The 12,591-nt window shown below is 61.7% G+C and carries 10 protein-coding genes; 4 read left to right on the top strand and 6 right to left on the bottom strand.

From position 1 onward, the window contains the following. Positions 1–5: 5 nt before the first annotated feature. Both cyoB and cyoA read right to left on the bottom strand, forming a co-directional pair. Entirely contained in the window at positions 6–2,009 is a 2,004-nt protein-coding gene (cyoB, locus tag FHT79_RS04680; RefSeq protein WP_028758834.1) for a cytochrome o ubiquinol oxidase subunit I, read from the bottom strand. Positions 2,010–2,051: 42 nt separating this feature from the next. Further along, a complete protein-coding gene (cyoA, locus tag FHT79_RS04675; protein ID WP_183903000.1) occupies positions 2,052–3,215 on the bottom strand; it encodes a ubiquinol oxidase subunit II in 1,164 nt (387 codons plus the stop codon). Positions 3,216–3,594: 379 nt separating this feature from the next. Here cyoA and FHT79_RS04670 point away from each other — a divergent pair, with 379 nt between their 5' ends. The 4 genes from FHT79_RS04670 to FHT79_RS04655 all read left to right on the top strand — a co-directional run bounded on the left by FHT79_RS04670 (position 3,595) and on the right by FHT79_RS04655 (position 6,688). Beyond that, positions 3,595–4,926, top strand: a complete 1,332-nt coding sequence (locus tag FHT79_RS04670; RefSeq protein WP_028758804.1) for an MFS transporter — start codon at positions 3,595–3,597, stop codon at positions 4,924–4,926. Positions 4,927–5,059: 133 nt separating this feature from the next. Then, a complete protein-coding gene (locus FHT79_RS04665) occupies positions 5,060–5,518 on the top strand; it encodes a hypothetical protein (protein WP_183902999.1) in 459 nt (152 codons plus the stop codon). Then, positions 5,515–5,805 (top strand): type II toxin-antitoxin system RelE/ParE family toxin, encoded by a 291-nt coding sequence (locus FHT79_RS04660; RefSeq protein WP_028758802.1) that lies wholly within the window; start codon positions 5,515–5,517, stop codon positions 5,803–5,805. The genes FHT79_RS04665 and FHT79_RS04660 overlap by 4 nt, the downstream gene beginning before the upstream one ends. 142 nt (positions 5,806–5,947) lie before the next feature. Further along, complete coding sequence (locus FHT79_RS04655; protein WP_028758801.1) at positions 5,948–6,688, top strand: metallophosphoesterase; 741 nt, start codon at positions 5,948–5,950, stop codon at positions 6,686–6,688. Positions 6,689–6,731: 43 nt separating this feature from the next. Here the strand turns inward: FHT79_RS04655 and FHT79_RS04650 are convergent, their stop codons facing one another. The 4 genes from FHT79_RS04650 to FHT79_RS04635 all read right to left on the bottom strand — a co-directional run bounded on the left by FHT79_RS04650 (position 6,732) and on the right by FHT79_RS04635 (position 12,586). Then, on the bottom strand, positions 6,732–7,199 hold the full coding sequence (locus FHT79_RS04650) for a cyclic nucleotide-binding domain-containing protein (protein ID WP_003563501.1): 468 nt from the start codon (positions 7,197–7,199) through the stop codon (positions 6,732–6,734). Between the two features lie 100 nt (positions 7,200–7,299). Next, positions 7,300–10,014: an ABC transporter ATP-binding protein gene (locus tag FHT79_RS04645; protein ID WP_097630782.1), complete on the bottom strand. Its 2,715-nt coding sequence runs from the start codon at positions 10,012–10,014 to the stop codon at positions 7,300–7,302. 182 nt (positions 10,015–10,196) lie between these two features. Then, entirely contained in the window at positions 10,197–11,342 is a 1,146-nt protein-coding gene (locus FHT79_RS04640) for a glycosyltransferase (protein WP_047613441.1), read from the bottom strand. Then, positions 11,339–12,586 (bottom strand): glycosyltransferase, encoded by a 1,248-nt coding sequence (locus FHT79_RS04635; protein ID WP_097595626.1) that lies wholly within the window; start codon positions 12,584–12,586, stop codon positions 11,339–11,341. The genes FHT79_RS04640 and FHT79_RS04635 overlap by 4 nt, the downstream gene beginning before the upstream one ends. Positions 12,587–12,591: the final 5 nt, after the last annotated feature.

The raw sequence follows: 12,591 nt of genomic DNA, 5'->3' as shown, positions 1-12,591 counted from the left end.
GTCTCTTACACCTGCTCGGCAAGCAGCGCGGTGCGCTTGCCTTCCGTTTCGGTTACCTCTTCGGCGGGGATGTAGAAGTCGCGTCTGTAGTTGAAGGTATGGCCGATCGCCACAGCCAGCATGGCGACGGCGGAGACGACCACCAGCCACCACATGTACCAGATCAGGCCGAAGGCAAGCGCGACGCTGATGCCCGACAGGATTGCGCCGGTGCCGGTGTTCTTCGGCATGTGGATCGGCCGGAAGCCTTGCAGCGGACGCGCATAACCGCGGTTCTTCATGTCGTACCAGCCGTCATGATCGTGCACGACGGGCGTGAAGGCGAAGTTGTAATCCGGCGGCGGCGAGGAGGTCGACCATTCCAGCGTGCGGCCGTCCCACGGGTCGCCGCTGTCGTCGCGCAATTCCTCGCGCTTCATGAAGCTGACGACGATCTGGATCAGGAAGGCGGCGATGCCGAGTGCGACCAGGCCGACGCCGAAGGCGGCGATGATGAACCAGATCTGCAGCGACGGGTCCTCGAACTGGCTGACCCGGCGGGTGACGCCCATCAGGCCGAGCACGTAGAGCGGCATGAAGGCGAACCAGAAACCGATCTGCCAGAACCAGAAGCTCAGCTTGCCCCAGAAGGGATCGAGCTTGAAACCGAAGGCCTTCGGGAACCAGTAGTTCACGCCGGCGAACATGCCGAAGAGAACGCCACCGATGATGACATTGTGGAAATGGGCGATCAGGAACAGTGAATTGTGCAGCACGAAATCGGCCGGCGGCACGGCAAGCATGACGCCGGTCATACCGCCGATGACGAAGGTGACCATGAAGCCGACCGTCCACAGCATCGGCACCTCATAGCGGATGCGGCCGCGATACATGGTGAAGAGCCAGTTGAACATCTTCGCCCCCGTCGGGATCGAAATGATCATCGTGGTGATGCCGAAGAAGGAGTTGACGCTGGCGCCCGAGCCCATCGTGAAGAAGTGGTGCAGCCAGACGATGTAGGACAGGATCATGATCACGCAGGTGGCGTAGACCATGGAGGCGTAACCGAACAGGCGCTTGCCGGAGAAGGTGGCGACGACTTCCGAGAAGATGCCGAAGGCCGGCAGCACCAGGATGTAGACCTCCGGATGACCCCAGATCCAGATGAGGTTGATATACATCATCGGATTGCCGCCGAGGTCGTTGGTAAAGAAGTTCGTGCCGGCGTAGCGGTCAAGCGACAGCAGCGCGAGCGTCGCCGTCAGGATCGGGAAGGAGGCGACGATCAGCACGTTGGTGCAAAGCGCCGTCCAGGTGAAGACCGGCATCTTCATGAAGGTCATGCCCGGAGCCCGCATCTTGACGATGGTGGCGATCAGGTTGATGCCCGACAGCGTCGTTCCGACGCCGGCCACCTGCAGCCCCCAGATATAATAGTCGACGCCGACGCCCGGACTGTAGGCCGCCCCCGACAGCGGCGGGTAGGCGAGCCAGCCGGTCTGCGCGAACTCGCCGATGAACAGCGACAGCATGATGATGATCGCGCCGGCGGTGGTCATCCAGAAAGAGAAATTGTTGAGGAAGGGGAAGGAGACGTCGCGCGCGCCGATCTGCAGCGGCACCACGAAGTTCATCAAACCGGTGACGAAGGGCATCGCCACGAAGAAGATCATTATGACGCCGTGGGCGGTGAAGACCTGGTCGTAATGGTGCGGCGGAAGATAACCCTCCGAACCGTTGAAGGCGATCGCCTGCTGGATGCGCATCAGGATCGCGTCGGAGAAGCCGCGCAGCAGCATGATGACGGCCAGGATCACATACATGATGCCGATCTTCTTGTGATCGACGCTGCAGATCCAGTCGCGCCAGAGCGGACCCCAGAACTTGAAATAGGTGATAAGGCCGAGCACCGCGATGGCGCCGATGACGACGCCGATGAAGGTCACGACCAGGATCGGCTCGTGATAGGGGATGGCATCGAGGGTCAACCGGCCGAAGACGAACTTCAGGAGGTCAGGATTGGAAAACATGGAACAACCCGTTCATTATGTCTTGCGACGCAAAGCGCCAGGTTAATTGTTGTTGTTGAGCTGCGCCGGCGCCGGATCGGCGCCATTGCTCATGCCGGGCATGGAATGACCCTGATGCTGCATGTCCATGCCGGGCATGTCGTGCTGCATGCTGTTGCCGTCGGTGCGCTCGGCAGGCTCGCTTCCGGCCGGGACCTCCGTTGCCGGCATGGCGGCCGGCGTCACGATGCCCTCGTCGGCATGGCGGTTGTCATATCGCAGCTTCTCGCGATTCTCCGCACTTTCCTTACCGCCGCCGCCCATCATGTCGATGTGCATCATCTCGTTCATGCACATCTTGCCCGGCGCGGCGCACATGTTCAGGATGGCGTTGTAAAGGTCGGCATCGGCGCCGGCATAATAATGCACCGGTTCCTTCTCGCTCGGCTTTTCGAGCTTCAGATAGGCGTCGCGATTGAGCATCGCGCCCCGCTGCTTGACCTGTGCCACCCAGGCTTCAAATCCCTCTTTGGTCAGGCCATGGAACTTGAAGCGCATGTGGGAGAAGCCTGCGCCGCTGTAGTTCGCAGAGAAGCCGTCATACTCGCCTTCCCTGTTGATGACGGCGTGCAGCTTCGTCTCCATGCCCGGCATGGCGTAGATCTGGCCGGCAAGGGCAGGGATGTAGAAGGAGTTCATCACCGAGGAGGAGGTGATCTTGAAATTGATCGGCGTGTCCACAGGAGCCGCGAGCTCGTTGACCGTGGCAATGCCGAGTTCGGGATAGAAGAACAGCCACTTCCAGTCGAGCGCCACGACCTCGACGGTCAGCGGCTTGGTATCGGCGGGAATGGGGCGCTCGGCATCGAGGCGGTCGAGCGGGCGGTAGGGATCGAGCTTATGGGTGGAAATCCAGGTCACGGCGCCAAGCGCGATGATGATCGCCAGCGGTGCTGCCCAGATCACGATTTCGAGGCGGGTCGAATGGTGCCATTCCGGCGCGTAAGTTGCGGCTGTATTGGCGCGGCGGTAGCGCCAGGCGAAGAACAGCGTCAGGAAGATCACCGGGATGATGATCAACAGCATCAGCACCGTCGAGATGACGATGAGATCGCGCTGTTGCATGGCGATGTCGCCGGAAGGCGCCATGACCACCATGTTGCATCCTGCCAGGAAAAGCAGCGGCAAGACGGATAGAAGGCGGGAAAACTTCATGAGTTTTGGCACGTCTCTAAGCTCTTGTTGTTTCATTTGATCCGCGACTAAAGCACTGAACCCGATCGCGACATGAGGCGGAAGGTCGCAGTGCAGCAATCTTGCCGCACTGCGGTACAAATCAGGTCGCACTACAGCTTCGAAATCCTGATGAAATCAAGAAGGATTTTTCGCGAGCGCATGTTTCGACCAATATATCCGCTACAGCCGGCCATGCCAGCGTTCCCATGGGAAAATCGCGGTCCCGATCACGCTATTTTTCCCATCCAAGCCTCATTTTGAGCCGCCATGACGAACTATTTACGTGTTACGGACTTGATAAGCCTGCAGGTTTGATCAAGATCAGGCTGAGGCGCCTTGGCGAAAGCGCTTCAACGAGGGAGGCGTTTTCATGGCTACAACATCGCATTACGGACCGTCATCGTCGTCGCTGGAACGCGACGCGCGGCGCATTCACGCCGACAAACCGGTTTCGCCGGGCAGCATCGCCGTCGGCGTGGTGATCGGCCGCATGTCGGAATTCTTCGATTTCTTCGTCTACGGCCTCGCCTCGGTGCTGGTTTTTCCACAGCTGATCTTCCCCTTCGCGCCGGACAGGCTGACGGGAACGCTCTATTCGTTCGCCATCTTCTCGCTCGCCTTCCTGGCCCGCCCCGTCGGCTCCGTCGTCTTCATGACGATCGACCGGCTATACGGCCGCGGCACCAAGCTGACGATCGCGCTTTTCCTGCTCGGCGGCTCCACCGCCTCGATCGCCTTCCTGCCGGGTTACCAGGAGATCGGCGTCTGGTCGATCGCGCTGCTGGCGCTCTTCCGTCTCGGCCAGGGCTTCGCGCTCGGCGGCGCCTGGGACGGCCTTGCCTCGCTGCTCGCGCTCAACGCGCCGGCCAAGCATCGCGGCTGGTATGCGATGATCCCGCAGCTCGGCGCACCGATCGGCTTTGCGCTGGCAAGCACCCTGTTCGGTTATTTCGTCGCCAATCTTTCCAGTGAGGATTTTCTCTCCTGGGGCTGGCGCTATCCCTTCTTCGTCGCCTTCGCGATCAACGTCGTGGCGCTGTTTGCGCGGTTGCGCCTCGTGATGACCAAGGAATTCGGCACGCTGCTCGAGCAGCATGAGCTGGAAGCGGCCCCCATCCTCGACGTGCTGCGCGTTCATGGCCGCGACATCCTGATCGGCGCCTTCGTGCCGCTCGCAAGCTTCGCCATGTTCCACCTCGTCACCATCTTCCCGCTCGGCTGGATGAGCCTTTACGGCAACCAGCCGATCGGCGCCTTCATGGTGGTGCAGGTGGTCGGCGCCATGGTCGGCATCGTCACCATCATCGCGTCGGGCCTGATCGCCGACCGCATCGGGCGACGCGCCCAGCTTGCCATCTGCGCCGTCATCATCGCCATCTTCAGCTTCGTCGGGCCGATCCTGATCGCATCCGGCAACAGCGGCCACGACGCTTTCGTCATCATCGGCTTCGGCGTGCTCGGCCTGTCCTTCGGCCAGGCGACGGGCTCGATCTCGTCGCGCTTCGGCCGCGGCTACCGCTACACGGGTGCCGCCTTCACTTCGGACCTCGCCTGGCTGGTCGGCGCCGGTTTTGCGCCGCTGGTGGCGCTCAGCCTCTCCAGCCGCTTCGGCCTGACCTTCGTCGGCTACTACCTGCTGTCCGGCGCCATCTGCACGCTGGCGGCACTCGCCTTCAGCAGGGCGCTGGAACAGCGCGAATAGGCGGACTTAAATGCATGGGTCTGCATGGGAAACCATGCAGGCTTTCTTTTTCGGACTGTGCGATTCCAATTATTGAACGCATTGCAATCTATAATTAAATGCATATCCTTATCGGCTCGAACAAGGATATTCCATGACCGCGGAAACCATCGATCATTCGACCCTTTCCCGCCTTGTCGAAGCAGGCGCGGTCGATGCCGCGCATGTCGTCGGCAAAACCGGTGGCTGGTCGGTCGTCATCCGCTACGGCAAGGCCGAGCGCCCGCTCGCCGCCCAGCGCAGCCGGCAGGTGCGCCTGTTCAAGCGCATGGATACCTTGGTTTCCTACCTCAAGGATGTCGGCATTTCGCAGTTCGATGTCGATGCGGCCGATTACGCTCCGGAGACGGCGGCGCGACCGGACCGGGCCGCAGCGTTGCGTCGCACCCATGAGGCGGCGGAATACGACAAGTGGTTCCGCGAACAGGTCGAGGAGGCGATCCGGGAGGCCGATGATCCGAACGCGGTCTGGATCCCGCACGAAGTCGTCAAGGAAGAGATGGCGCGCGAACGGGCAGAACTGCTGGCTCGGTTTAAGGGCGAGGCCAAGTGAAGCTCGTCTGGCGCGCGAAAGCTGCATCAGATCGCAAGAAAGCAATTCAGTTTATCGCCGACCAGAATGTCGCCGCCGCGATAAGCCAGCTTGATGAGATCGAGCGTCAGACCGATTTGCTCATCGATCAGCCGGAGATCGGCCGGCCCGGGCGAATTGAAGGAACGCGCGAACTGGTCGTTTCACGTACATCCTCTATCGTGATCTATCGGGTTCGCCAAAAAATCAAACAGGTTGAAATTTTGCGCCTCGTCCACGGAGCGCAGAAATGGCCACCGAAATCTTGATTTGAAATCTGACTGGGCGCGGAACAAGAACGGCTTCAAAATGGGCGCCGCCGTCTTCCAGCCCTCAAGATAGCGTGGTCACCTTGGCCTTTGGGATGAACTTCGTTATCCCTCAGAGGATATCTATCCTGGGCAAGGTTAAATGGTCACAGTCCGTTCAGAGTGGATGCCCTCGATCCGCAAGATCGATGAAGAGACGGCTATCTGCGCGATAGGCGACGTTCATGGATGTGCGGATCTTCTGAAAGAGATGCACGTCGGTATTGTGCAGGAATTTGACCTCATCTCTCCGGGCGCTGCCTATTGCATCCATCTGGGCGATCTGATCGACCGTGGCCCGGAAAGCTTACGGGCGCTCAGATTGGCCATGCAGGGCATTCCCGGCGCGACCAACTGCACCCTCATCGGAAATCATGAACATCGATTGCTTCAGTTGCTTCGCACGCCTGACGCCAAGATGATGCACCGTTGGCTGATGAATGGCGGTACCGAATTCTTTGAGGAACTTGGCGTTGATCCACGAGGCAGATGGGAAGACAGGGTGGCGGTCCTCTTAGGTGGCGATACCATTGAATGGCTACATTCTCTGCCTCTCAAGCTGCAGCTTGGAAAACTGCTTTTCGTCCACGCGGGCATAGACGTAGAGGTTCCGATAGATCATCAGACCGTCGAAACGCTTGCGTGGATTCGTGAGCCGTGGCTTTCTTCGAAGGGGCCATATGAAAATGGCCTGGCTGTCATACATGGTCACACGCCCATCGCTCATGTCGATCTCAGCGATCAACACAGGATCAACTTGGACAGCGGGGCTTGCGAAACAGGTGTGTTGAGCGCGCTTCTCATCCAAGGCGGTCGGATGAAGCTTTTGCAGACCTGTGACTAAGATCTGCCGCCGTCATCTCTGATAGGTAAGGTGGTCTGGCCCTTTACTGCGCCATCTGCGGCTGCTTTGCCGCCCGCGCCGCGGTCAGTTCCGCCGTGGTGTGGTTCAGGCGGTCGGCCAGCACCCGCATGATCTCAACCGCCATCTCGGGGAAATCGCTGAGCAGCTTCAGGAAGTGCTCCTTGCTGATGCGCAGCACCTCGAGTGGAGAGGTGGCGCGCACCGTTGCCGTGCGCGAGACGTCGCAGAGGATGGCGATTTCGCCGACGATGGAATTGAGTTCGACGTCGGCGACCTTGATCTCGCCGGCCGGTGAGGAGACGATGATGTCGGCGGTGCCCGAAAGAATGACATAGGCAGCGTCGCCGACATCGCCCTGATGGAAGAGGTTTTGCCCGGCTTTGTAGGTCATGCGGTCGGAGGTGAAGGCCAAAAGCTTGAGCTTTGCTGGTGCGATCCTGGAAAAGATCGGCACCCGTCGCAGCATTTCGACTTCGTCTCTCAACAGCATGAGCGTTTTTACCCCCTAACGCAGGGTCCGCGGGACCAGGCGTCTTCAAACTCCGAGGCGTCCCGCCGGGAACGCCCATTATCGCCGCCCCTATAGAATATTACGATAACAGTTCCTTGAACATCCCGTTTTTCTCGGAAAGTTCGGGATAGTTTCCGGCTTCGGCCAATCCGCCGCGGTCGAAGAGCAGGATCCGGTCGAACATCTCCGCCAGCCGGGCATTGGAGAGCACCCAGATGATCGCCGGCCGTTGGCCTTCCTCGTGCAGATCCTCGATGATGTTACGGGTGATCCGATCCTGAACGCGCTGGTCGAGCGCCGAGAGCGGCCGGTTGAAGATGAAATAGTCCGAGCGTTTCAGGAGCGCGCGGGCAAGGTTCAGCTTCTGCCGCTGCACCATGGTCAGCCGCTTGCCACCGGAGCCGACGTCGAATTCGAGGCCGATCGACAGCACGTCGTCGTAAAGGTCGAGCGCGTCGAAGAGTTCGCCCATGATGCCGCGGATGCGGTCGGAGGCATCGGCCTGCTGATAGGCGATGCGGCCGAAGAGCACGTTGTCCATCAGGCTTGCCGAAGGGGTGAAACGTTCGGCGTCGTAGCGCTCGATCAGCTCGGCGAGATCGGCCGGTATATGCTCGTGGAACTGCTTGCGGGCGCTGACGATCTTGTCCATCAGCTCGTCCGTCAACAGGCCGAAGCGGTGGCGCGGCTCGATATAGGCAAAGCTCAGCCGGATGATGGCCGACCGTTCCTCAGGCGTTGCGTCCTCGAAGCGGCGGCTTTGCAGCTTCTGCAGCAGCGCCTGATAGGTCGGAATGTCGTCCGCCGTCATGAAGGTCAGTTGCTGGAAGAAGGGGTGGTCTGGCGGCAGGTCGTGGAAGAGTTCCACTGCGTTCTCGGCGATTTCGAGGCCCATGGCGTAGAGATCGGTGCTGAGGCCGGTCTCGCGGAACAGCTGTTGGAAATAGGGATGGGCGGCAAGCCGGCGATTGGTCATCAAAGGCCGCTTCATCGTGCCGAAGAGCAGGTTCTCGCCAACCGTCGCCTGGGCGTTATAGGCGTCGAAATCGAAAGGCACGACGATCGTGTCGAGCCCTTCGTCGCGCAGCCGGTCCCGCAGCGAGGCGCGTAGCGCCACGACGTGGTCGCTGACGGCGACATGCACGTCGGTGTTGACGGTCGAGCGCAGCGCCAGATCGAGGATGTCCTGTGAGATCAGGACAGCGTCGAGCACCGGGCGGATCGCTTTCAGCAGGTCCTCGGGCCCGCTGGCCCCGGCTGCCTTGTAGTCCACCCAGTCGCTGTTGAGGTCGAGCGTCGGATTGCCGGCCTTCACCGCCTCGGCGGAATGCCATTTATATTCCAGCGCTTCCCTCTCGTCATAGACGGGATCGGTCATCGGCGCGTGCTTGAGTCCGTAAAGCAGATTGCTGGCGAGCGTCCCGTGGAAGAAGAAGGTGTCGGCCGAGGCATAGGAGATGCGCCGTCCGGTGATCGATTCCGGCAGGTCCAGCAGATCGCGGCCGTCGATGGTGATGCGGCCGGAATCCGGCCAGACCATGCGTCCGAGCGCTTCGGCGAAGGCTTCGGCGCCGCTGCCGTTCGGGCCGACGATCGCCACCGTTTCGTTCGGCTTGATCTCGACGGAGACGTGGTCGACGAGGCGGGCGCCGCTGTCGTCGGAGAGCGACAGGTTGGTAACGACGAGCGCGCTCGTCAGTGCGCCCACCGGGGCAGTGGCGAGTTCCTGGATGCGGCTGTCGATCAGCGGCTCGACGTTGAACTGCTCATAGACCTGCTGGTACTTCACCTGCACGTCCTGGCGCATCTGGTCCCAGTCGATCAGTTCCTTCAGCGGGCCGGGCAGGTCCTTGTAGGCCGATATGACCGCGACGAGCTGGCCGATGTCGAGCCGGCCCTGCAGCGCCAGATAGCCGCCGATCGCGTAGAACAGGAAGGGTGTCACCTGGGCGAGGAAGTTGTTGATGAACTTCACCAGGAACTTCCACTGGTAAAGGTCGTAGCGGATCGAGAAGATCCGGCCGAGCCGCGAGGCGATGTCGGCGCGCTCGAGGTTTGACGTGTCGTTGCCGTGGATCGTGCCGATGCCCTCGACGATTTCGCCGACGCGGCCGGAAAGCTCGCGTGCCGTCAGCTGCCGCTGGCGGCCGAGCTCCAGCAGACGCTTGCGCATGCGGGGAATGACGATGGCCTGCACGCCGACGATGCCGGCGGCGATCATGCCGAGCCAGAAATTCTGGACGATGATGAAGGCGAGCGCCGTGATCGCCTGGCCGCCGAGAAGGGCAGGCGAGACGAAGGCATCGCCGGTGAAGCCGCCCATCGGCTCCACCTCATCCTTGATCATCGTAGCGATTTCGGCCGATTTGACCCGCTTGAAGTGAATGGGCGGAAAACGCAGCACCCGGTCGATCAGCTCGAAGCGGATACGGCGCAGCATGCGCTCGCCGAGCCGGCCCTTATAGGTGTTGATGTAGAACTTGAAGAGGCCGTTCAGCACCACGAGCGCCAGAAACACCAGGCTGAGGGCCATCAGCATCTGGAAGCGGTTGAGCTGCAACCCTTGAAAGAATTCGACATGGCCAATCAGCGGAATGTCGTAGGCAATGTGCATGAACGTCTGCTTTGCCCCGGGACCTTCGAAACCGTCGCCCTGGATCGGTCCGTTGACGATCTGCTTCGGTAGGTCGAAGGACAGGAAGTAGGGCACCATCGAGGCGGCGACGACAGCCAGAATCCACAGCTGCTGCAGCCGCGTGTTCTTCCAGATGTAGCGGGCGAGGCTTTTTTCCATGGCTAACCGTCAGCTTGCTGGGACATTCCGGGGGCGCGATCCGGGCGCCGGGACAGGGAGGAAGCTTGAGAACAGGACCATGCAGCCGGACCGCCGATATCGCAATGAAAACAAGGCGAAGCGACCGGCTGCAGAAACGCCGATTCTCGCCGGAACTTTGCTTATATCACAGGAATTTTGGATTAGGCGAGCGATTCGGCAATCAGTGAGCGAATGATGCCGGCCGTCTTCTCCGCCCCGGCGAGATCGAGCAATACCGACCGCCGTCGCGGCGCTGCAAGCGCCTTTTCGACAGCCTCCTTCAGATGGCCCGACGTCAGTCCCTTTTCCGGCAGGATATCGGCAAGATCAAGCGCCTGCAGCCGTTCGGCGCGCACCGTCTGTTCGGTCTCGCCGTCGGCGACGAAGGGGATGAGGATCGCCCGGCATTGGGTGCGCAGGAGATCGCCGACCGTGTTGTAGCCCGCTTGCGAGATCGACACCTTCGCGCCGCGCAGCAGCGAGGGAAAATCCCTGCGGAAGCGCACCAGCGTCACATTCGCGGGCGCGTCCCGCGACAGCGCGGCGAAATCGGCCTCCGGCAGGTTCGGGCCTGATATCAGCAGCCAGCGAAGATCATCGGGCAGCATCGCTGCCGCCTGTTTTGCCGCGCCGATCAGTTCGGCGCCGACCGCGCCGCCGCCCGCCGATGCGATGATGTCGAAGGTCTCGATCGGTTCCGGCGCCGGTGGAGGTGCGACGAGGCCGGTGTAACGCAGCCTGTCGGCGATCTCGGGTGTCAGCGGGAAGGTGTCCTCAAGCCTGACGAAGCCGGGATCGCCATGGACGAGCACGGCATCGAAATGCTCCTTGACCAGTGCGACGGTCTCGGCGTCGCGGCCGGCCTTGCGGTTTTCCTGCAGGATGTCGCGCACCGAGCTTACAAGTTTCGGCCGGGGTTCGGCCTTTTCGATCGCGGCAAGCAGCGGCAGCAGTTCGAAGCGCATCTGCCGCCGGCCGAAGGGGAAGGCTTCGATGATCACGACATCGGGCCTTGCGGCATGAAAGGCCTCGAGCAGCCGCTCGCGGCGGGCATTGAGGAACTCCTCGCCGGCCGGCCGGCCATCGGCATCGGCGAGGCCGGAGAAGCCAGCATTGCTGGCGACGACCGCCGGCAAGGCGACGGTCTTGATGCCCTCGGCGGGAAAACCCGGCACCGGCAGGCCGCCGGTCACGACGGTCACGTCGAAGCCGTCCTTGACCAGCGCATTGGCGATACGGCTGGCGCGGGCGATGTGGCCGATGCCGAGCAGGTGCTGGACGTAGAAGAAGATGCGTGGTGCCGTCATGAGGCCTTCTGCCATTCGGCCTCGAACAGGCCGGTGAGCTGTCTGATGCTGCAGTGATAGTCGAAATGCTGACGCACCTGGCGTTCGGCCGCATCGCCGAGCCGCTTGCGCAGCGCCGGGTCGCGGATCGCCGCTTCCAGCGCTTCGGCGAGCTTCGCCGGATCCTCGGGCGGCACGACGAGGCCGTTTTCACCGTCCTTCAAAAGCTCCGGCACGCCGGATACGTCGGTCGAGAGGCAGACGAGCCGCTGGCTCGAGGCTTCCACAAGCACGTTCGGCAGGCCGTCGCGGTCGCCGTTGGCGGCGATGCGGCAGGCCAGCGCGAAGAGGTCGGCGCGGCGGTAATGGTCGAGCACCTCGTCCTGCGCCAAAGCGCCTTTCCAGACGATGCGACCGGAGATGCCGAGTTCGGTGGCCAGGACTTTCAGTTTTGCGAGCTCCTCGCCGCCGCCGATATGGTCCATGCGCCAGTGCATGTCGGCGGGCAGCAGGGCCAGGGCCCGCAGCAGTACGTCATAGCCCTTCTTCTCGACGGCGCGGCCGACGCTGAGGATGAAGGCCGGATCGTCGGGGTCGCTGCCGGTGCGGTCCGACCGTTCGCCGGCAAAATGGCCGAAGCGGGCAAGATCCAGACCGTGATAGCTCAGATGCACCGAATCCTTTCGGTCGGTCAATTCCCGCATGTGTTCGTAGCCCGTCCTGGTGCAGGTGACTGCCCAGCGGGCGCTGCCGAGTTTTTCGTGCAGTTCCCAGTCCGGCGACGTCCAGATGTCCTTTGCGTGCGCCGAACAGGTCCAGGGCGTACCCGTCAGGATGCTTGCATATTCCGTCACCGAGGCCGGCGTGTGGATGAAATGCGCATGCAGCCATTCGCCGCCATCCGGCCATTCGCGCCCCAGCACCAGCGCCTGGCCGAGACGGCGGAAGCGGTTGCGGGAGATGTCGCGCTTGAGATCGGCGAGGAAGCGTTTGATCAGCGCCGTGAAGCCGGGTTTGGAGAAGCCGGCGATCAGGCCCTTCAGCACGCGGATCGGCTCCTCGTGCAGATATTCCGGCAGATAGACGACCCTCGCCTTGATCTCGTCATGCACGGGATGACGCTTCCTGTCGGTCGGCCGGCGCATGGAAATCAGCGTGAGGTCGAAGCCGGCCTTTTCGAGGCCGAGCAACTCCTGGGCAATGAAGGTTTCCGAAAGGCGGGGATAGCCTTTCAGTACGACGAGGATCTTGCGGCGTGGTGGCAAGGCTG

The sequence above is a fragment of the Rhizobium sp. BK212 genome (assembly GCF_014197475.1).
Taxonomy (GTDB): Bacteria; Pseudomonadota; Alphaproteobacteria; order Rhizobiales; family Rhizobiaceae; genus Rhizobium; species Rhizobium anhuiense.
The sequence above is the reverse complement of the archived record's forward strand: the minus strand, read 5'-3'. Positions and strand labels throughout refer to the sequence as shown.